The 19,622-nt window shown below is 62.6% G+C and carries 17 protein-coding genes; 15 read left to right on the top strand and 2 right to left on the bottom strand.

Features of this window, described 5'->3' with window-relative positions:
- Positions 1-17 precede the first annotated feature (17 nt).
- The 3 genes from P3T40_RS01505 to hutG are packed head-to-tail and all read left to right on the top strand — an operon-like array spanning position 18 to position 2,385.
- On the top strand, positions 18-686 hold the full coding sequence (locus tag P3T40_RS01505) for an amino acid ABC transporter permease (protein WP_429265905.1): 669 nt from the start codon (positions 18-20) through the stop codon (positions 684-686).
- Positions 683-1,450 carry an amino acid ABC transporter ATP-binding protein gene (locus P3T40_RS01500; RefSeq protein WP_429265904.1) on the top strand — a complete coding sequence of 256 codons (768 nt, stop codon included), beginning with the start codon at positions 683-685 and terminating at the stop codon, positions 1,448-1,450. Before P3T40_RS01505 ends, P3T40_RS01500 begins: the two co-directional genes overlap by 4 nt.
- On the top strand, positions 1,447-2,385 hold the full coding sequence (hutG, locus tag P3T40_RS01495; protein WP_429265903.1) for a formimidoylglutamase: 939 nt from the start codon (positions 1,447-1,449) through the stop codon (positions 2,383-2,385). The genes P3T40_RS01500 and hutG overlap by 4 nt, the downstream gene beginning before the upstream one ends.
- 112 nt (positions 2,386-2,497) lie before the next feature.
- Here hutG and fliD read toward each other — a convergent pair whose 3' ends face one another.
- A complete protein-coding gene (gene fliD, locus P3T40_RS01490; RefSeq protein ID WP_429265902.1) occupies positions 2,498-3,982 on the bottom strand; it encodes a flagellar filament capping protein FliD in 1,485 nt (494 codons plus the stop codon).
- 208 nt (positions 3,983-4,190) lie between these two features.
- On the opposite strand from fliD, the gene P3T40_RS01485 reads away from it, so the two are divergent.
- The 8 genes from P3T40_RS01485 to P3T40_RS01450 all read left to right on the top strand — a co-directional run bounded on the left by P3T40_RS01485 (position 4,191) and on the right by P3T40_RS01450 (position 12,280).
- Positions 4,191-4,616 carry a MarR family winged helix-turn-helix transcriptional regulator gene (locus P3T40_RS01485; RefSeq protein ID WP_429265901.1) on the top strand — a complete coding sequence of 142 codons (426 nt, stop codon included), beginning with the start codon at positions 4,191-4,193 and terminating at the stop codon, positions 4,614-4,616.
- A 101-nt stretch (positions 4,617-4,717) separates the two neighbouring features.
- On the top strand, positions 4,718-5,134 hold the full coding sequence (locus P3T40_RS01480; RefSeq protein ID WP_429265900.1) for a MarR family winged helix-turn-helix transcriptional regulator: 417 nt from the start codon (positions 4,718-4,720) through the stop codon (positions 5,132-5,134).
- A 79-nt stretch (positions 5,135-5,213) separates the two neighbouring features.
- Positions 5,214-6,320, top strand: a complete 1,107-nt coding sequence (locus P3T40_RS01475; protein WP_429265899.1) for an HlyD family secretion protein — start codon at positions 5,214-5,216, stop codon at positions 6,318-6,320.
- An 80-nt stretch (positions 6,321-6,400) separates the two neighbouring features.
- Positions 6,401-7,972, top strand: coding sequence for a DHA2 family efflux MFS transporter permease subunit (locus P3T40_RS01470; protein WP_429265898.1), 1,572 nt, complete (start codon positions 6,401-6,403; stop codon positions 7,970-7,972).
- Positions 7,973-7,993: 21 nt separating this feature from the next.
- On the top strand, positions 7,994-9,418 hold the full coding sequence (locus P3T40_RS01465) for an efflux transporter outer membrane subunit (RefSeq protein ID WP_429265897.1): 1,425 nt from the start codon (positions 7,994-7,996) through the stop codon (positions 9,416-9,418).
- A gap of 167 nt (positions 9,419-9,585) precedes the next feature.
- Positions 9,586-10,770, top strand: a complete 1,185-nt coding sequence (locus P3T40_RS01460) for a thiolase family protein (protein ID WP_429265896.1) — start codon at positions 9,586-9,588, stop codon at positions 10,768-10,770.
- A gap of 164 nt (positions 10,771-10,934) precedes the next feature.
- A complete protein-coding gene (gene panE / locus P3T40_RS01455) occupies positions 10,935-11,870 on the top strand; it encodes a 2-dehydropantoate 2-reductase (RefSeq protein ID WP_429265895.1) in 936 nt (311 codons plus the stop codon).
- A 110-nt stretch (positions 11,871-11,980) separates the two neighbouring features.
- A complete protein-coding gene (locus P3T40_RS01450; protein WP_429265894.1) occupies positions 11,981-12,280 on the top strand; it encodes a hypothetical protein in 300 nt (99 codons plus the stop codon).
- A 114-nt stretch (positions 12,281-12,394) separates the two neighbouring features.
- Here P3T40_RS01450 and P3T40_RS01445 read toward each other — a convergent pair whose 3' ends face one another.
- Positions 12,395-12,967, bottom strand: coding sequence for a helix-turn-helix domain-containing protein (locus tag P3T40_RS01445; protein WP_429265893.1), 573 nt, complete (start codon positions 12,965-12,967; stop codon positions 12,395-12,397).
- Between the two features lie 831 nt (positions 12,968-13,798).
- On the opposite strand from P3T40_RS01445, the gene P3T40_RS01440 reads away from it, so the two are divergent.
- The 4 genes from P3T40_RS01440 to P3T40_RS01425 all read left to right on the top strand — a co-directional run bounded on the left by P3T40_RS01440 (position 13,799) and on the right by P3T40_RS01425 (position 19,582).
- Complete coding sequence (locus tag P3T40_RS01440) at positions 13,799-15,319, top strand: peptide MFS transporter (RefSeq protein ID WP_429265892.1); 1,521 nt, start codon at positions 13,799-13,801, stop codon at positions 15,317-15,319.
- A gap of 176 nt (positions 15,320-15,495) precedes the next feature.
- The gene (locus P3T40_RS01435) at positions 15,496-16,980 is read left to right on the top strand and encodes a PLP-dependent aminotransferase family protein (protein WP_429265891.1); all 1,485 of its coding nucleotides are present in this window, start codon (positions 15,496-15,498) and stop codon (positions 16,978-16,980) included.
- A gap of 346 nt (positions 16,981-17,326) precedes the next feature.
- Complete coding sequence (locus P3T40_RS01430; RefSeq protein ID WP_144153053.1) at positions 17,327-17,776, top strand: HU family DNA-binding protein; 450 nt, start codon at positions 17,327-17,329, stop codon at positions 17,774-17,776.
- A 396-nt stretch (positions 17,777-18,172) separates the two neighbouring features.
- The gene (locus P3T40_RS01425; protein WP_429265890.1) at positions 18,173-19,582 is read left to right on the top strand and encodes a circularly permuted type 2 ATP-grasp protein; all 1,410 of its coding nucleotides are present in this window, start codon (positions 18,173-18,175) and stop codon (positions 19,580-19,582) included.
- Positions 19,583-19,622 lie beyond the last annotated feature (40 nt).

Below are 19,622 nucleotides of genomic sequence, written 5' to 3'. Positions count from 1 at the left end.
CCGGCCGGATCACACAGATGGAACTCGATTTCTCGCCGGTCATCGCCGGCTGGACCGACATCTTGCACGGCGCGCTCGTCACGGTGGAAGTGACCGCCGCGGCGCTCGCGCTCAGTTGCGTGCTCGGTCTTTTGATCGGCATAGGCCGTCTCACGCCAAAACGCCGCGTGCTGTACGGCTTTTGCACGGCTTACCTGACGTTCTTCCGCGGCACGCCGTTGCTTGTGCAACTGTTTCTGCTGTTCTTCGGCTTGCCGCAGTTCGGCATCCTGTTGCCGGCGTTCGTGTGCGGCGTGCTCGGGTTGGGACTGTATTCGGCTGCCTATGTATCGGAGATCGTGCGTGGAGCGATCCAGTCGGTCGACCGCGGACAGATGGAAGCGGCGCGTTCGATCGGCATGTCCTCGGGCCAGGCGATGCGCGCCGTCATCCTGCCGCAGGCCGTAGTGCGGATGATCCCGCCGCTCGGCAACGAATTCATCGCGCTGATCAAGAACTCGGCGCTGGTTTCCCTGCTGACGATCGACGATCTGATGCACGAAGGTCAGAAAATCATCAGCGTGTCGTACCGTTCGCTCGAGGTGTACCTGGCCATTGCGCTGGTGTATCTCGTGCTGACCCAGGCGACCAATTACGCACTGCATCGCGTCGAGCGCCGTTTGCGTGCAGGAGGCATGGTGCAATGAGCAACGCATCGCAACCCATCGTCCAGATTCGCGGACTGACCAAATCGTTCGGCCCGCACGTGGTATTGAACGGCATTGACTTCGATATTCAGCCGCAACAGGTCGTGGTCGTGATCGGCCCAAGCGGCTCGGGCAAGAGCACCTTTCTGCGCTGCTGCAATGGCCTTGAGCAGGCCGAAGGCGGCACCGTGGATATTTGCGGCCATCGCCTCGTAGATCACGGCGTCATGCTGAAAGAGCGCTCGCTCAATGCGTTGCGCACCGAAGTCGGCATGGTGTTCCAGTCGTTCAATCTGTTTCCGCATCTGTCGGTACTGCATAACATTACCGTTGGTCCGCGCATGCTGCGCGGTGCAAGCAAGGCCGAAGCCGAAACCGCGGCCATGGCGCTGCTCGAAAAGGTGGGTCTCGCGCACAAGGCCCATGTGATGCCCGCCAGTCTCTCGGGCGGTCAGAAGCAACGCGTGGCGATTGCACGGGCGCTCGCCATGCAGCCGCGTGTGATGCTGTTCGACGAACCCACCTCGGCGCTCGATCCGGAACTGGTCGGCGAAGTACTGCAGGTCATGAAGTTGCTGGCGAGCGAAGGTATGACAATGGTGGTCGTCACGCACGAAATGGGCTTTGCCAAGGAAGTCGCCGATGTGGTGGTGGTGATGGACGGCGGCGTGATTGTCGAAGCCGGGCCACCGTCGGAGATTTTTTCTGCGCCGACGCAACCGCGTACGCGTGCCTTTCTGCAGGCGGTGTTGTCGCGCGCATGAGAGTTCCGTTCGACGAAAAGGTGTGGAGCGGTCGCTGCGACGACGGCGAGCCAGGCGACACTCGACGTGTGTTCAGCCAGGTCACGCGGTTTGCCGGGAAGCGGGTCGCCGACGATACGCCGGTGATTGTCGGTTTCGGCTCTGACGAAGGCGTGCGCCGCAACCAGGGGCGCATTGGCGCGGCGCATGCGCCGAAGGAGTTACGGCGTGCGTTGGCGGGCCTGCCTGCGAAGGCATTGACGGCACTGCACGACGCCGGTGATGTGGTTTGCGACGACGGTGACCTCGAAACTGCACAACACGCATTGGGCCAAGTTGTTGCGGAGATTCTCGAGTGCGGAGGGCGGCCGCTGGTGTTCGGCGGCGGCCATGAAGTGGCGTGGGGCACTTATAGCGGCTTGCGTGCTCATTTGGCGGAGCGCCCCGAACGCCGGCTGCTGATTGTAAACTTCGACGCTCACTTCGATTTACGCCAGACGCGTCCGGCGAATTCCGGCACGCCGTTCGATCAGATTGCGTGTGATTGCGCGACGCGTGGCGTGCCGTTCCATTATGCGTGCTTCGGGATCAGCGACCTCGCCAACACAGCGGCGCTGTTCGCACGGGCGCAGCAACTCGGCGTGCGGTACGTGCTCGATACGGACATGCAGGAGTCTCAATTGCCGCAACGGCTGGCTCAATTGGCACCGTTGATCGAAGCTGCTGACGATATCTACCTGACCATCGATCTGGACGTACTGCCTGGCGCGACCGCGCCCGGCGTATCGGCACCTGCGGCGTTGGGCGTTCCGCTGGCGGTCGTCGAAGCGATGGTGATACGGGTGCGCGCCTCCGGCAAGCTACGCGCGGCGGACATCGCCGAGTACAACCCTTCACTCGACCAGGACAAACGCACCGCGCGGGCTGCGGCGCGGCTGGCGCATCGGCTGCTGTGAGCGGGCTGGTCTGCGTGCCGGGGGCGGTGGCAGGCATGACTTTCGCCGACGCTACGCGCCCCCTTCGAAGCAGCGCCGCGTGCCCGCGGCGCTGCTTCAGCTAAGCGCGAGCTTACTTATTATTCGCCAACGCCCCAGCACTATTCTGCCCGCCAAACAGCGCGGTCAGATAGTCACCGTTCTGGCTCATCTGCGTCATGAGGTTATTAAGCGCCGTGAACTGGGCGTTATAACCCTTGGTCAGCTTGTCCGTGTAAGCGGTCAGTTGGGCCTGCTGGGCGGAGATCGACTTCAGGTCCGCAGTCAGCGCGTTGCTGTGGGCATTGAGCGTGCCTCCGGTCTTCAAAAACGAAGTTAACGACGTATTCATCGAGGCAGCCAGACCGGTCTTCGAGTTGAAGAGCTTGGCGACGCCCATCGGGTCGGTGGTCAACGCGGTCGTCAGCTTGACGTCGTCGGTCTTGAGCGTGCCGTCCTTCTGAAGCGTGATGCCAATGGCCGCCAGATTGGCCATTCCGCTTCCCTGTTTTAGGCCACCACCACTGATTGCCCCGGAGAGCGTGTTGCGGATCGCATTGAGGGTGGTATCGCCGAGCAGCACGCCGCCCTGCGAGCCGGCTTTCTTGGTGGCATCGAAACCGGCGAACGAGGCGGCGCTGGTGACGAAGTTGTTGTACGCCGTGACGAACGCGCTGATCGCGGTCTTCTGGTCCGTGACGTCCTGCGCGATCGTCAGCGTTTGCGGATTGTCCACCGCATCGGCAGACAGGTTCAGTGTCAGGCCGTCGATAGCGGACGTGACGGTATTGCTCGCGCTCTCGATCTCCATGCCGGAGATACTTAGGTGCGCATCCTGCCCGGCGACGCTTTGCTTCCAGTTGCCGGAGTCGTCCACCTCGGTGGTGGCCGGTATGGTGGTCGAGACGCTGGTCTTGACGCTCAGCTTGTTGAGATCTGCGCTATCCGACTTCACCTGGATATTGATGCCGTTCGCGAGACCCGTGGAGGTGGAGTGCAGCATCAGATGCGCACCGTCCACCCCGTTGACGACCGTGGCCGAGACTCCCGGATTGCCAGACGCCGAGTTGATGGCCGCAGCGATATCGGCAAGCGTGCTCTTGCCGCTTTCGATGTTGATGGTGGTGCTTTTGCCGCCTACCGACAAAGTGAGCGAGCCCGCACCGAGCGCCGTTTTGCTGGTGAACGCACCAGAGGTGATGGATTGCGAAGCAGCGATGTTTTTGACGTCGACCTCGTAGCTTCCCGCCACCACACCTTGGCCGGCCGAGGCGGTCAGGCCCTTGCCGCTGGCCGATGCCGTGAACATATTGAAGGCACTGCCGTTTGCGAGCGGCGTCAAGGCACTTTGCAGCAGCGAGAGCACGGAGTTCAGCATGCCGATCGCGGTCAACTGATTGTTGTCGCGGGTGGCCCGGTCGGTGAGCGCCGCCGTTTTGCCGGCCACTTTCGCGTTGACGAGCGCCGTGATGATGGCGTTGACGTCCGTGTTCGATTTGGTCGAACCACTGATGATCGATTGCGCTGCGTCCTGAATCGATGTGCTCGCAGAATTGGAAGTACTGGTTACCGTTGACATGACGTGTTGGCCCCTCGCGTCAGCAAAATGATTGGAATACGGCACCGGGCAGGCGCTCGTGCAAGTTACGGCAAGCGCTCATGCTGGTCGTAAGCCCGAACGAATCAGACTGTAAGGTATTGTAATAATCCTTGTATGAATATTACAAGTAGTTTTCGTTTTCCTTGCCCCATTGACTCTGTGTGTACGCACACATATACTGCATCGCATGAACGGACCTCTCACCTACGACGAGTGCAATTGCTTCGCGCTGCGGCAGGCTGCCCGCTACGTCACGCAGATTTACGAGCGCCACCTGGGCGAGGTGGGGTTGACGGCTGCGCAGTTCACGATCATGGCGAAACTGGCGCGCCGCGCGCCCGCAACCATGCTCGAGATGGCGGATGCGATGGTAATGGACCGCACGACGCTGGTGCGCGCGCTCAAACCGTTGCAGCGCGACGGGTTGGTGGTCAGTGAAGCGTCGGAGCACCACGGCCGGACGTATCTGTTCAGCTTGTCGGCGAGCGGCAAGGCGACGTTTACCAAGGCCGCTGCAGCGTGGCGCAACGCGCAGGCGGAGTTCGAAGGCAAGTTCGGCCATGCCAGGGCCAAAGCGTTGCGTGCGGAGCTGTTTGGCTTAACCGCGGATTGAGCGCGAGGACGGATCACACCGTGAATCGCTGTAAGGTTGGCGGCAATATTTTGCTCAATTAAGTGCGTATGCACTCCGCATCTGGGACACGGATGGACGATATGGAAGCGCTGCCCGATGACGACTGTTTTGCGATCCGCCAGGCGGCCCGCTACGTGTCGCAACTCTACGATCGGCACATGGCGCAGGTTGGCTTGACGATCACGCAGTTCTCGATCCTGAGCCGGATCAAACGGGCGGCGCCCATGACGATGAAGAAGTTGGCCGATGAGATGGTGATGGAGCGGACCACGCTCGTGCGAGCGCTCCAGCCGCTGCAGCGCGATGGCTTGTTGTTGAGCCGCAGCTCGGAAGGGAAGAGCAGGGAGCTGGCGCTTACCCTGACCGAGGCCGGTGAGGCGAAGCTCGTCGCGGCGCGGCTTCGCTGGCGCGCCGCGCAGGAAGAGTTCGAGCGCAGCTTTGGCGCCCAACGCGCGGCGTCGCTGCGGCACGAGTTGTTTGCGATGACGAAGGCTTGATGTATCGGATAGCAGGTAAGGGGTGGCGTGCTTTTCACGCCTGTTTTGACCATTATTTAGTGCATACGCACATACAACCATGTCCACGACTCCTTCTACTCTTGCACCGGCTGGCGCCGCCGGTGTCGCGAAACAGGCCCGCAGCATCCCGTGGATGCTGCTTGCGGTGATCGCCGTGGTGGTGGTGCTGGCGTCCGCGCTGTCGTACTGGTTTATCGTCGGCCGCTTTGTCGAAAGTACGGACGACGCCTACGTCGGCGGTGACGTCACGGTGATGGCGCCGAAGGTGAACGGCTTTGTGACCGATCTGCTGGTGCGCGATAACCAGCATGTGCAGGTGGGTCAGGTGCTGGTGCGGCTCGACGCGCGCGATTACGACGCGCGTCTTGCCCAGGCGCACGCGGACGTGCAGAGCGCGCAGGCGTCGGTTACCGAGTTGCAGGCGAAGAAGTCGCTGCAGTTGGCGACGATCAACCAGCAGGCAGCCGAAGTGAAAGCTTCGGGCGCGGAGTTGACCCGCAGCACTCTGGATCAGGCGCGTTACCGCGAGCTCGTCAAGGACGAGGCGGTGTCCAACCAGGTCGTCGAGCGGGCCGACGCGGACCTCGTCAAGGCACATGCCGCGGTGGATCGCAGCGGCGCGGCGCTGCTCGCTGCACAGCGTGAGATCAGCGTGCTCGATGCGCAGATCGGCGCCGCCGAGGCGCGTGTCGCGACGGCGCAGGCAGCGCAGCGCGTCGCCGAGTTGAACGTCGAATACACGACGATCCGCTCGCCGGTGGATGGCTACGTCGGCAATCGCACCGCCCAGGTGGGGTTGCTCGCCAATACGGGGGTTTCGCTGCTGACCGTGGTGCCTTCGTCTGGTCTATGGGTCGACGCGAACTTCAAGGAAGACCAGTTGAAGAAGATGCGTGTCGGCGATCCGGTCGACGTCGAGCTCGACGCCTCCAGCAAATCGCTGCACGGCGTCGTGGACAGTCTTGCCCCGGCAACCGGCGCGACCTTCAGCGTGCTGCCCGCGGAGAACGCGACCGGCAACTTCACGAAGATCGTGCAGCGCGTGCCGGTACGGATTCGCCTCGATGTGCCGCAGGACATGCAGGGTGTGCTGCGGCCTGGGTTGTCGGCGACCGTCAAGGTTCATCTCGAGGGCAGCGGCAGCAGCGCGCCGGCGCGTTCTTAATTCCTACGCCACCCCGCGCCACACCATCCCGCGCCACGCCATTTCGCGCCGCCCTCGCGTTCGCCTGAGACACGCCGACCATGACCCACCCACCGCTCAATCCCGCTGACCAGCCGACCCGCACCAAAGTCCTCGCATTTGCGCTGATGTGCCTCGGTTTTTTCATGGCGACGCTGGATATCCAGATCGTCGCGTCTTCCTTGAGGGATATTGGCGGCGGCCTGTCTGCGAGCCAGGATGAGCTGTCATGGGTGCAGACCTCGTACCTGATTGCGGAAATTCTGGTGATTCCAATGTCCGGCTGGCTTACGCGGGTGTTCTCGACGCGCTGGCTGTTTGCGTTCTCCGCTTTGGGCTTCACGATCACCAGCATGCTGTGCGGCCTCGCGTGGGACATCAACTCGATGATCCTGTTCCGTGGCCTGCAGGGCGCACTCGGCGCGGCGATGATTCCTACGGTGTTCACGACCGCATTCGTGTTATTCCCCGGTAAGCAGCGGCTGATCGCCTCAACCACGATCGGCGCACTTGCTTCGCTCGCACCGACCATCGGCCCTGTAATCGGCGGCTGGATCACCGATCAGTGGTCCTGGCACTGGCTGTTCTACCTGAACCTGGTGCCGGGTGTGTTCGTCACGTTGATGGTGCCGAAGTTCGTCCATATCGATGAGGTCGATCTTTCGCTGCTGAAAAAGGGCGATTACCTTGGCATCCTGCTGATGTCGGGTTTCCTCGGCTGCCTGGAATATGTCCTCGAAGAAGGGCCGCGTAAGAACTGGTTCGGCGACGATGCGATCCTGCTGTGCACGTGGATTTCCGCGATTTGCGGTTTTCTGTTTATCGTGCACGCGTTCACGGCCAAAGAACCGATCGTCGATCTGCGCGCGCTGGCAATCCGTAACTTCGGCATTGGCAGCCTGCTGTCGTTCATTACCGGGGTAGGCCTGTTCTGCTCGGTGTTTCTCACGCCGGTGTTCCTCGCGCGCGTGCGCGGCTTCGACTCGTTGCAGATCGGTCTGGCGCTGCTGTCGGTGGGATGTTTTCAATTGATGGCGCTGGCGGCCTATTCGACGCTGGCGCGCTTTATCGACATGCGCTGGCTGATGGTATTCGGCCTCGCGTGCTTCGGTTTGGGCTGCTACCTGTATGTGCCGCTGACCAGTCAGTGGGGCTGGCAGGAATTGCTGTTGCCGCAGGCCTTGCGCGGCATTGGCCAGCAGTTTTGCGTGCCGCCGATCGTGACCATGGCGCTCGGCTCGCTGCCGCAATCGCGGCTGCGCTCGGCCAGCGGCCTGTTCAATCTGATGCGCAATCTGGGCGGCGCCATCGGCATCGCTGTGAGCAGCACCATGCTCAACGACCGCCTGAATCTGCACTACGAACGGCTCGATGAACACCTCACCGCCGGGCGGCCGGTGATCGAAAGCTTGCTGCAGCAGCAGACTGCTCGCCTCGCGGTGGTGGGCGGCAATACGCTCAACGCGACCCATGCGGGCCTCGACATGCTGCATTCGCTGCTGATGCGCGAAGCGCTCGTGCTGACCTTCTCCGACGCCTTTCTCGCAGTGGCGCTCTGCTTCGTGGTGGGTTTGCTGAGCGTGGCGTTTTCGCGCCCGTTCGGCTTGAGCTCGCCGCCTCCCGACGCACATTGAAGAATTAATCAGGAAAGCGATATGAAATTGATCGCAACAAAAAGTGGTGTGAGCGCGTTGCTGCTGCTGGGGCTGGCCGCATGTGCGGTGCAACCGGAGACCCATGCGGATCTCCCGCACGTTGCGCAGTCCGTAGCGCCTGCGGCGTGGAGCGTCGGCGCGCCGCAAGACACGGTGGATGCGAACGCCTGGTGGGCGCGCTTCGGCGACCCGGTCATGCATCAACTGGTCGAATCCGTGTTGAACGGCAATCTGGATGTGCAGGCCGCGGTCGAGCGTGTCAAGCAGGCACAAGCCATCACCACGCAGCAGCGCTCGACGTTGCTGCCCGAACTGGACGCCACGGCGACGGCGGCCTATGAGCGCGAAAGCGTGCCGCCGCCGCTCGGCTATGTGCGTCAGGCAGGCTTCGGTGTGGCGGCTAGCTGGACGCCGGACGTGTTCGGCGGCGAACGGCTCGCGGTGCTGGCCGCGCAAGCCCAGGTCGCGGGCCGTGAAGCGGCGCTGAACGAATTGCGGCTCGCACTCGCAGCCAACTCGGCCGCGGCCTATATCGATCTGCGCTGGGCGCAGTCGGAGCAGCAGATCCTGAGCGACAACGAGCAGATTCGCAGCCGCGCGCTCAAGCTCACACAAGAGCGGCTGCACTACGGCCTTTCGACGCAGCTCGACGTCGCTCGTGCGCAGAACCAGTTGCAGGACCTGCAGGCGCAGATTCCGCACGTGCAGTCCACGATCCAGCATCAGTTGAGCCTGATCGCCGTGTATTCGGGGCGCACGCCGGAGAGCGTCGACAACCTGCTGCTCACGCAAGCGCGCGACATTCCGGCACCGGCGCAGAGCGTGCCGCAGATCCTGCCTTCCGAAGCGCTATTGCGCCGGCCCGACGTGCGCACCGCCTATGCAAGCGTCGAACAGCGCGCAGCGGAAGTTGGGGCCGCGAAGGCGCAGCGGTATCCACAGTTCAAGCTGAATCTCGCAGATGGCTTGCTGGCGTCGTCATATCTCGGCTTGCCCACCCTGACTGACAACCTCTTTAGCGCCGCCTTGAACGCGACGAGCCCGATCTTCAACGCCGGCCGGATCACCGCGAGCATCGACGAAAACGAAAGCAAGATGCGCGAATCGCAACTCGGGCTGCAGCAGACCATGCTGCAGGCGCTGAAGGAAGTCGAAGACACCCGCAGCGATCTGGTCAGCGACGCCGTTCAGGTGGATCGCCTCGGCGGCGCGCTGGATGCGTCGAATCACGCCCTGCATTTGTCCACCGAGTTGTACAAGGACGGCGCGTCGAGCTTCCTCGACGTGCTCGACGCGCAGCAGGCGTATCTGCGCGATTCCGAGGCGCTGAATCAGGCGAAGCGCGCACACTCACTGGCGGCGGTGGCGTTGTACCGCTCGCTGGGTGGCGGATGGGATGCGGTGCCTGCGTTGGCAGCGAACTGAACCCAGACAAGCCGAACCCATGCAAACCGAACCAGAGCGAAAGGAAGGGAACTGAACCCACCGGGGACGCAAGACCGGCCTGCGCGGACCCCGGACATGATGGGCAAGCGAGCCTCGAGCCTTCGAGGCGCCGACGGCCGGTACTTGATTGAATGTGAGAGACGATGATGAGCAACCGAGACGTAGTGATCTGCAATCCTGTGAGAACGCCGATTGGCGCCTACAACGGCACGCTGAAAGACGTGCCGGCGACAGCCCTCGGCGCGCTGGCCGTGCGCGAGACGCTGAGCCGCAGCGGCCTTGCCGCAGGCGAACTCGGCTCAGTGGTATTGGGCAATGTGATCCAGGCGGGCAACAAGATGAACCCGGCCCGTCAGGCCGCAATCGGTGGCGGTGTGCCTGTCGCGGTGCCGGCGTTGACCGTGAACCGCGTCTGCGGCTCGGGCGCGCAGGCCATCGCCTCGGCGGCCCAGGAAATCTGGCTGGGTCTGGGCGACGCGGCGGTGGCGGGCGGCATGGAGAACATGGACCGCGCGCCGTATCTGCTCGACGGCGGCCGCTGGGGCTACCGGATGGGCAATGCGCAGGTGCATGACAGCATGCTGCGCGATGGCCTCCTCGATGCGTTTTCCGGCGAGCATTCCGGCTGGCACACCGAAGATCTCGTGGCGCAGATGGACATCACCCGCGACGCCCAGGACCGCTGGGCCGCGCGTTCGCAGCAGCGTTTCGCGGCGGCTCAGGCGAGCGGCCGCTTCGACGCCGAACTGGTGAGCGTCGAAATCGAAGGACGCAAGGGGCCGCAGCAATTCTCGCGTGACGAGCAACCGCGCGCCGATACCACCGTCGAGACCCTGGCCCGGCTGCGCCCCGCGTTTCGCCCCGACGGCACGATTACCGCCGGCAACGCGCCGGGTCTGAACAGCGGCGCTGCCGCGATGGTGGTCGCGGAGCGCGGCTTTGCCGAGGCGCACGGCATCGAGCCGTTTGCGCGGCTCGTCTCCTATGGCGTCGCAGCGGTCGAGCCCGGCATGTTCGGGCTCGGACCGGTGCCCGCCGTGCAGATGGCGCTCGCTCGCGCCGGCTGGCAGTTAAAGGATGTCGAACGCGTCGAGATCAACGAGGCCTTTGCCGCGGTGCCCATCGCCGTGTTGCGCAAGCTGGGGCTGGCAGAGGAGCTCGTCAACGTCGAAGGCGGCGCGATCGCCCACGGCCATCCGATCGGCGCGACCGGCGCGGTGCTGACCACGCGGCTGATTCACTCGATGCGGCGTGACGGACTCAAGCGCGGCATCGTCACGCTGTGCATCGGCGGCGGCCAAGGGATTGCGTTGGCGCTCGAGATTCTCTGACCCGGCATTGGCGTGCAAGGCGGGCAACCGCCGGCCGCGCCAATGCAAAGCGGGAATTTTTGCTACATTGACGCAGATGCCCGGTACGTGGCCTGCGTCCTTCTGATCGGAGAGGACGCGGGCGGCCGCGGGCGGAACGACAAATCCTCCTGAGAGACAATGTGATGCGAATTCTGGTTGTGGGTGCAGGTGCGGTGGGCGGTTACTTCGGCGGGCGTCTCGCCCATGTCGGGCGGGACGTGACGTTTCTGGTGCGTGCGGGCCGGGCTGAAGAGCTGCGCCGCGCCGGTCTCGTCATCAAGAGCCCGCGTGGCGACCTTACGCTGCGCGATGTGAAGACCGTGCAGGCGGGCGATACCGTCGAACCGTTCGATCTGGTGGTGCTGAGCTGCAAAGCCTACAACCTCGACGATGCGATCGCCTCGTTCGAGCCGCTGGTCGGCCCATCCACGCTGATCCTGCCGCTGCTCAACGGCATGCGCCATATCGATGTCCTCAAAGAAAAGTTCGGTGCGGCGCGCGTGCTGGGCGGCCAATGCGTGATTGCGGCGACGCTCAACAGTGAGCGCGAGATCGTCCACCTGAACGAAATGCATTCGATCTCGTTCGGCGAACTCGAAGGCGGGCTGTCGGCCCGCGTGCGCGCGATTGGCCAGGAAATGTCCGGCGCGGGCTTCGACGTCCTGTCGAGCGACCATATTCTGCTGAGCATGTGGGAAAAGTGGGTGTTCCTGGCGACGCTAGCCGCGAGCACGTGCCTGTTCCGTGGCGCGGTGGCGGATATTCTGAGTGCACCGGACGGCCGCCGCGCGATCGAAGGACTACTTGGCGAATGCCGCGCGGTAGCGGAGCACAACGGCTTTACGATGGGCCCGCATTTCGACGCCCGCGCCAATCAGACGCTCTTCACGCCGTCGCCGCTGACGGCTTCGATGCTGCGCGACGTCGAGAATCATTCCCGTATCGAGGCCGACCATATCCTGGGCGATCTGATCCAGCGCGGCGGTTCTGCCCAGCAGCGCGACGCGGGATTGTCGCTGCTGCGGATCGCCTATAGCCACCTGAAAGCCTATGAGGCGCGCGAGGCGCGTACCGCATAGAGTCTGGCCGCGTGGCGCGCTTTAGAACGGCGCACGCCGCGCGGTAGAATCGCTCAGGCCGCGCTGGGCGGCTGGCGTGCTGGCGTGCTGGCGTGCAACAGGAGGGCGAGATGCCGAGTCCAACAGGGTCGGTGGTGGCGCTAAGTTCGGCGTCGGCAACGGCGTTTTCGTTCGGGATTGTGTATCTCGGCTACTGGGGCGTGCACGAGCCTGCGCCGTGGAAATTCACCGACATGCTGGTAGTGCTGTTCGCGTTGGGCGGCTTCGCCTGCCTCGGTCTCGTGCCGTTTATGGCGACCCGCCCAGTCGAGTCGGAAAGCAACGACGCCGGGATTCGGGTCGCCCGGCGCCTGTTCCTCGGCGGCGTGAGCGCGATCTGGCTCGCGGTCACGCTCTCCGTCGTGAAGTGAAATGCGCTGAGCAGAACTGAAGCGTCGCCGCGCACTCCACCGAATCGCTAGTAATCCCAATAGATTGGAACGGCTGTCTCCAGCCGAAAACCGATTCGTCGGAGCAGCCTCCCTTTAGAACAGTCTTGGCGTCCCGACCCAGACAACGAGTGTCTCGCCGCGCGCCGTATTGGCCCAGCTATGCGGCACCGTCGATTCGTAATGCGCGCTGTCCCCCGCTTGCAGCGCGAACGTCTTGCCTTCCAGCGTCAACGACACCTTGCCGCTGATCACATACAAAAACTCTTCGCCGGCATGGGTGTTCACTTCGGAGCGCTTCTGCCCCGGTGGCATTTTGACCAGGATCGCTTCCAGTTGACGGCCTCCCGTCAGGTTGGTCAGACGTGCGAACAGGTTCGCGGAATCGGCAAAACCGAAAAACCTCAACTGGTCGCCACGGCTTACTGAACGTTCCTCGCTGGGGGTGTCGACGAAATACTGCACGGTGACGCCGAGTGCGCTGGCAATCCCGGCCAGCGACGTGAGAGACGGTGTCGCAAGGCCGCGTTCCACCTGCGACAGGAAAGGCTTCGAAATGCGTGCCGCCGTAGCTGTGTCATCGAGCGTGCGCTTCAGACGTTGCCGCAGCGCGCGTATCTTGCTACCCAGCTCGAGGGCCGGATTTTTGTTTTCAGTTTTCGTGACCATAGCGAGATCAATCAGCCCGTCAAAAATATGTTTGATTTAAGTAAACAAAGTTTGATAGCCTAGAAGGCCATCGGAACAGCATGAGTATGCCTGTGAGGCATTTTTTTTAGAAACAAACCCACTGTGTTGCCAGAAGCCCAACCCGGTTTGCAGCTTGCCCGACAGCCGTTTAGGTTCGAAAGCGAAGCGGGCGTTAAAACGGGCGCCTATTTGAAATTCGAACCATTAACGCATCTGGCGCTTAAATCAACTGATGCATTTCGAGTTTATGGATGATATCGCGCGGCAAGCCGCCGCAAAATTTGCAATTGCCCTGGGTTGGTGCGGGATGCATCAGTGAATTCCCTGAGTGACGGCACGGCTCGCGCTCCGGACAATCGCGTGCGCTTACGGTCCGATCCAGCCTTTCGGTCCGCATGCTGTTTCCAATCCCGTGCGCAGCGATCCTGCACGCGGAACGACGAGCAGCGCGGTTTACCCCAACTGCGCTGCCAACTTGAGATGAATGCAACTGTTGATGCGTACCGCCAAGCTTGTTCCGCAGCCCGCCCGCACGGGCCGCTGCCTGCCGCCCTCCGGCTGCTTCGCCAACCCCATGCTTTATCATTGGGGCCGTTTCGCTTGATAGCGTCCGGCGCCAATATGGCGCGATTTGTATCGAACAGGTTCCCTTTTCCTCCTTGGTTGCTGCGCTTTGTTCTGCAGAAAAGCGTGCGCATGCCGGCACTTCTGTGCACCACGGCAGCCTGATATTTCCAGACCCAGTTTCCAGCGGTGCGCAGATCCATACGCACGCCGCCGCAATCGCAAGAACAGAACACGAGGCACATAATGAATTCAACCGTATCCCAGACTCGATCGTTTTCGACAGTCTTCCTGATCGAGATGTGGGAGCGTTTCGGCTACTACGGGATGGCCGCGCTGTTGGTCCTGTTCATGATCGACAAGCTCGGCTTTACCGATAGTCACGCCACGCTCACGTGGGGCGCATTCACGGCGCTCGTGTACGCCGCACCGTCGGTAGGCGGCTGGATCGGCGACAAGATCCTCGGTGCGCGCCGCACGATGGTGTTCGGCGCGCTGGTGCTGTCGTGCGGCTATCTGATGCTCGCCATGCCGAACGACCAGCTCAGCTACATGTACGCCTCGCTTGGCGTGATCGTAGTGGGCAACGGCCTGTTCAAGGCAAATGCCGCGAATCTGGTGCGCCGTATCTATGAAGGCGACGACGCGCGGATCGACAGCGCGTTCACGATCTACTACATGGCGGTCAACATTGGTTCGACGGTGTCGATGCTTGCCACGCCGTGGATCAAGGATCACTGGGGTTGGCACGCAGCATTCGCCGTGTGCTGCGCGGGCATGCTGCTCGCCGTGCTGAACTACTTCATCATGTTTCGCACGCTGGCTCACGTGGGTTCCGCACCGGATGAGCAACCGGTCCGCTGGGGACGTGTGGGCGCGGTGGTGCTCGGCGGCGCCGCATTGTGCCTCGCCACCATGTTCGTGCTGCAGCACAAGGCCATCGCGGTGGCCTGCGTGTACGCGGCCGGTGTCGCGATTCTGGCGATCTTCGGTTACATGCTTGCCAAATGCGAACATTCGGAACGCGCGGGCCTGATCGCAGCGCTGGTTCTCACGCTGCAAGCCATCCTCTTCTTCATCTTCTATCAGCAAATGTCGACCTCGCTCACGCTGTTCGCGGTGCGTAACGTCGACCCGCACTTCTCGGTGTTCGGCGTATCGCTGTTCACCTGGAGCGCTGCGCAGTTTCAGGCGCTCAATCCGATCTGGATCATGATGCTGAGCCCGATTCTCGCGGTGATGTACACGAAGGCGGCAAAGAGCGGCAATGATGTATCGGTCGCGGTGAAGTACGCCATCGGCTTCGCAGTCGTGGCAGCCGGTTTCTTCGTCTACGCGGTGAGCGGTCGCTACGCAGTGGACGGCCGGGTGTCGTCGTGGTTCATGGTGGGCGGCTATGGACTGTATTCGCTCGGCGAACTGCTGGTGAGCGGCCTGGGTCTCGCGATGATTGCGCGCTACGTGCCGGCGCGCATGAGCGGCTTCCTGATGGGCGCGTATTTCGTGGCCAGTGGCGTGTCGCAATACCTGGGCAGCGTGGTGGCGAACTTTGCGCAGATGCCGTCCGGCGATCTCGACCCGCTGCAGTCGCTGCCGCTCTACACGAAGCTGTTCATGGGTCTCGGCTGGCTGGCGGCGCTCGGCGCGCTGGTGGCCGTGCTGCTGCTGCCGCTGATGAACCGCCTGTCGCGCGAGCACCATCGCAGCGCAAGCGAAGCGCGCGATGCCGCGCGCATGGCGAATGGCCTTTCGCCGGCCGCGGAATAACGCTGTCGCGAGAGGATGCCGGGTTGAATCCCGCGTGATTTGAGGAAAAGGGCGCGCCTGAACGGCGCGCCCTTTTCCGTTTACGGCGGCATTGGCTGCCACAGTTGCTTCAAACTTAGCGTCTGCACTGGTCGTATAAGATAGCGATCAATTGAATCTTTCAGGTAGCCACTTCGATGGACATCCACATCGCGGTCGAGGGGCGCCACGACCTGGCGGGACAGATCTACCGGCAATTGCGCGCGGGGATTGTCGAAGGGCGTCTGACGGGTGGCACGCGTTTGCCGTCGACGCGCGATCTCGCGACGCAACTCGGCGTTTCGCGCAAGACGACGCTCGATGTGTTCGAGCGGCTGCTCGCCGAGGGCTATCTAAGCGCGCGTTCGGGCTCGGGGACGTTTGTCGCGGAAGGACTGCAGCGACTGCCTGCAGAGCGCTCCGGACATGTCGGGGCAGTTGAATCTGCGCACGCGCAGACGAACGCGAGTGCGAAAGCGAAACCGAAAGCGCGCGCGCAGCCGCTCTGGGAGCAGATGCCTCATGGGTTGTCGTTGGTGGGGCCGCCGTCGGCGTTGGCGCATGATTTCATCGGCGGCAAGACGGACAAGTCGCTGTTCCCGTTCGACGTCTGGCGCCGTTGCATCAATCAGGCCATACGGGCGCAATCGCGCAGTCCAGGCACCTATCGCGAGGCAGCAGGGGAGCAGGAATTGCGTCTCGCCATCGCGCGCTATCTCGGGTTCAACCGCGCCGTCGTGTGCAACTGGGATGAGGTGATCGTGACGCAAGGCGCGCAGCACGCGCTCGACCTGATTACGCGCGTCACCTTGCGCCCGGGCGACGTCGCCGTGCTCGAAGACCCGGGTTATCCGCCCGCGCTGGCCTCTTTCGCCGCGACCGGAGCGAAGGTCGTTTCGGTGCCGGTGGATGCAGACGGCCTGGTCGTCGATAAGCTCCCGGACAACGCGCGGCTCGTCTATGTGACGCCTTCGCACCAGTTTCCGCTCGGCATGCCGATGAGTCTCGAGCGGCGCGTTGCGTTGCTGGAGTGGGCGCAAAAGCGCGGCGCGGTGATCATCGAAGACGACTACGACAGCGAATACCGTTTCGAAGGGCGGCCTATGGAGCCGTTGAAAAGTCTCGACCGCGCTGGACTGGTCGCCTATATCGGCACGTTTTCCAAAACCATCTTCCCGGAGCTGCGCGTCGGCTACGCGGTGCCGCCCGCATCGTTGCTCGGGCCGCTTTGCACCGCGCGGCAGGTGACGGACTGGCACGGCTGCACGCTGACGCAGACGGCGCTCGCGGCATTCATGCTGAATGGCGATTTCGCCAAGCATCTGCGGCGTATGCACAAGCTCTATGGCGAGCGTCGCGCGTGCCTGCTCGATCATCTGCAAGGCGGCCTCGCGCCGTGGTTCGAGGCCATAGTGCCGACCTGTGGCATTCACCTGGCCGCGCATCTCAGAGGGCCGATTGCCGAAGAAGCGGTGATTGACGCGGCTCGTGAGGCGTCGATCGGGCTATATGGGCTCGCCCGATTTCATCGGCGGGCACGGGTGCAACCGGGTCTGATGTTCGGCTATGGCGGCATCGCCGTCGAGCAGATCGACGCCGCGCTGAGCGTGCTCGCCAGACTCATGCCGCGGCTCGCAAAGTGAGCGGCGGACGCGCCGAAAGTGCAGCGAACGGCCCGCACTTTGCCGTCGCCGAACTCGCGCATCGACGCTAAAGCAGCTAAAAACAGGCACTCTTCAGCTGGTTTGCCCAACCTTGAGGTCCGTTGCGGGAAGCGAAACAACCACGCGTCAGGACTCGCCATTTCACGTTTACCCCCTGAAATACGGGTTAAAAAGTGTTGCGGAGTCGGCGCCGCGCAACAAACCGTAACGCTTATACACAAAAGAGTCGCGCAAAACACTATAGCGCTTGTAGAATCCGGCCTTGAAGCGTGCGCATTCCGCGAGCGCTTCTTGCATTCACTGACCAACAACAGGTAGGAGAAACATGCCGACTTCCGCAAAAAAGGTGGCCAAGAAGGCTGCTACGGTACCGACCAAGAAGGTTGCTGCGAAGAAAGTTCCTGCGAAGAAAGCCGTCGCAGCTAAGAAGGTCGCCGTGAAGGCGTCCGGCGCTCTGTCGCCGATCAAGGACACCTTCACGAAGGCCTCGTTGGCTGCACACGTCGCAGAACGTGCTGCTGTTGAACCTAAGGCTGCCAAGGCTGTGCTGGCCGCGCTCGAAGACACGATCCTCGGCGCAGTCCACAAGAAGGGTGCTGGCGAATTCACGCTGTCGGGTCTTCTGAAGATCGTCGTGACTGCTGTCCCGGCGAAGAAGAAGCGCTTCGGCAAAGACCCGTTCACGGGCGAAGAGCGTTGGTTCCCGGCCAAGCCGGCTAGCGTGCGCATCAAGGCACGTCCGCTGAAGAAGCTGAAGGACGCAGCAGCAGCGTAATCGTGCAGGGCGCCCCGTTCGTTTTCTGATGACCGTTGGCGCTATGCCGAGCTGAATCGCTCGATCTTTAGGAAGTGCAAAAATCCCCGCGGGTGCGAACCCACGGGGATTTTTTATTGCTGCCGGGCATTCGTGGTTGCCCGCTCGTTGCTCTGCTGATGCCCCGCGGATGCACGGATATACGCCGTTATTAGGTGTTCGCTGCACCGGAGTGGCGCATTGCGAGCCGCCGCAGTACGATGGTGCAGAAGCCGTGCCGGCCGTATGCGCTGTTCGTGTGCATCCACTTGGGTTTGCGTGCGGAAAGCCAATGGCATAGCGCTTGCTTTGATGCTTGTCGAACACCGAATGCGCAGCGCATTCGCCTTCTATCCGACAAAAAGAGCGGGGCGTGACATGCGATGCTATGACGAGATGCGTCATGACGACGAAGTCGTGCGGCCTCATTACGCACGCTTTGAACGCTGGCTGGTGAAGCAGGGCAACGAGGCAATCGCGCGCAAGCGCGCGGAGGCGGATCTGTTGTTTCGCCGCGTGGGCATCACCTTCGCGGTCAACGGCGATCTGTCCGGCACGGAACGGCTCATTCCCTTCGATCTGATCCCTCGCATCATCCCACGCAGCGAATGGCAAACCCTCGAAGCAGGGCTGCGGCAGCGAGTCCAGGCGCTCAACCTGTTTATCCACGACGTCTATCACGACCGCAACATCGTGCGCGCGGGCATCGTTCCGGCTGAACAGGTCTATACCAATGCGCAGTACCGGCCCGAGATGCAGGGCGTCAAAGTCCCGCTCGGTGTTTACGCGCATATCGCGGGCGTCGACGTAGTGCGGGCCGGCGAAGACGGCGCGTTCTACGTGCTCGAAGATAACCTGCGGGTGCCCTCTGGCGTCTCCTACATGCTGGAGAACCGCAAGATGATGATGCGGTTGTTTCCCGAGTTGTTCGTGCAGAACCGGATCGCGCCGGTGGCGCATTACCCCGACCTGCTGCTCGATACCTTGCGCTCGGTCGCGCCCGAAGGCGTCGACGATCCGGTGGTGGTGGTGCTCACACCGGGCATGTACAACTCGGCGTATTTCGAGCATACCTTCCTCGCCCAACAGATGGGCGTGGAACTGGTGGAAGGCAAGGATCTGTTCGTCGACGACAACTACGTTTTCATGCGCACCACTCAGGGGCCCAAGCGCGTCGACGTGATCTATCGCCGGGTGGACGACGATTTTCTCGACCCGCTCGCTTTCCGCACAGATTCGGCGCTCGGCGTGCCGGGTCTCCTCACAGCTTATCGGGCAGGGCGTGTGGCGCTCGCCAACGCAATGGGTACCGGCATTGCCGACGACAAATCGATCTATCCGTATGTGCCGGAGATGATCGAGTTCTACCTCGGCGAGAAGCCGATCCTGAACAATGTGCCGACGTTCCAGTGTCGCAAGCCGGACGATCTCGCCTACACGCTCGCGCATCTGCCCGAACTGGTGGTCAAGGAAGTGCACGGCGCCGGCGGTTACGGCATGCTGGTCGGGCCGGCATCGACCAGCGCCGAAATCGAAGCGTTCCGCGAGCGTCTGATCGCGCGGCCGGCGGGCTACATTGCGCAGCCCACGCTTGCGTTGTCGGCGTGCCCGACCTTTGTCGAAGCCGGCATCGCGCCGCGCCATATCGATTTGCGCCCGTTCGTGCTGTCCGGCAAAACGGTGACGATGTGCGCAGGCGGACTGACCCGCGTCGCGTTGCAGGAGGGGTCGCTGGTGGTCAATTCATCGCAGGGGGGCGGCACCAAAGACACCTGGATGGTCGACTGAGGGGGTTGCGGGTACTGCCGCCGCTCCGGTCATCAGGCGG

Origin of the sequence: Paraburkholderia sp. EB58 (assembly GCF_050436665.1) — a bacterium.
Taxonomy (GTDB): Bacteria; Pseudomonadota; Gammaproteobacteria; order Burkholderiales; family Burkholderiaceae; genus Paraburkholderia.
The sequence above is the reverse complement of the archived record's forward strand: the minus strand, read 5'-3'. Positions and strand labels throughout refer to the sequence as shown.

What these genes read in the sequence shown, in the direction of transcription:
- P3T40_RS01505 (WP_429265905.1), top strand. Translation starts at nt 18, where the DNA reads ATGGAACTCGATTTCTCGCCGGTCATCGCCGGCTGGACCGACATCTTG.
- P3T40_RS01500 (WP_429265904.1), top strand. Translation starts at nt 683, where the DNA reads ATGAGCAACGCATCGCAACCCATCGTCCAGATTCGCGGACTGACCAAA.
- hutG (WP_429265903.1), top strand. Translation starts at nt 1,447, where the DNA reads ATGAGAGTTCCGTTCGACGAAAAGGTGTGGAGCGGTCGCTGCGACGAC.
- fliD (WP_429265902.1), bottom strand. Translation starts at nt 3,982, where the DNA reads ATGTCAACGGTAACCAGTACTTCCAATTCTGCGAGCACATCGATTCAG.
- P3T40_RS01485 (WP_429265901.1), top strand. Translation starts at nt 4,191, where the DNA reads ATGAACGGACCTCTCACCTACGACGAGTGCAATTGCTTCGCGCTGCGG.
- P3T40_RS01480 (WP_429265900.1), top strand. Translation starts at nt 4,718, where the DNA reads ATGGAAGCGCTGCCCGATGACGACTGTTTTGCGATCCGCCAGGCGGCC.
- P3T40_RS01475 (WP_429265899.1), top strand. Translation starts at nt 5,214, where the DNA reads ATGTCCACGACTCCTTCTACTCTTGCACCGGCTGGCGCCGCCGGTGTC.
- P3T40_RS01470 (WP_429265898.1), top strand. Translation starts at nt 6,401, where the DNA reads ATGACCCACCCACCGCTCAATCCCGCTGACCAGCCGACCCGCACCAAA.
- P3T40_RS01465 (WP_429265897.1), top strand. Translation starts at nt 7,994, where the DNA reads ATGAAATTGATCGCAACAAAAAGTGGTGTGAGCGCGTTGCTGCTGCTG.
- P3T40_RS01460 (WP_429265896.1), top strand. Translation starts at nt 9,586, where the DNA reads ATGAGCAACCGAGACGTAGTGATCTGCAATCCTGTGAGAACGCCGATT.
- panE (WP_429265895.1), top strand. Translation starts at nt 10,935, where the DNA reads ATGCGAATTCTGGTTGTGGGTGCAGGTGCGGTGGGCGGTTACTTCGGC.
- P3T40_RS01450 (WP_429265894.1), top strand. Translation starts at nt 11,981, where the DNA reads ATGCCGAGTCCAACAGGGTCGGTGGTGGCGCTAAGTTCGGCGTCGGCA.
- P3T40_RS01445 (WP_429265893.1), bottom strand. Translation starts at nt 12,967, where the DNA reads ATGGTCACGAAAACTGAAAACAAAAATCCGGCCCTCGAGCTGGGTAGC.
- P3T40_RS01440 (WP_429265892.1), top strand. Translation starts at nt 13,799, where the DNA reads ATGAATTCAACCGTATCCCAGACTCGATCGTTTTCGACAGTCTTCCTG.
- P3T40_RS01435 (WP_429265891.1), top strand. Translation starts at nt 15,496, where the DNA reads ATGGACATCCACATCGCGGTCGAGGGGCGCCACGACCTGGCGGGACAG.
- P3T40_RS01430 (WP_144153053.1), top strand. Translation starts at nt 17,327, where the DNA reads ATGCCGACTTCCGCAAAAAAGGTGGCCAAGAAGGCTGCTACGGTACCG.
- P3T40_RS01425 (WP_429265890.1), top strand. Translation starts at nt 18,173, where the DNA reads ATGCGATGCTATGACGAGATGCGTCATGACGACGAAGTCGTGCGGCCT.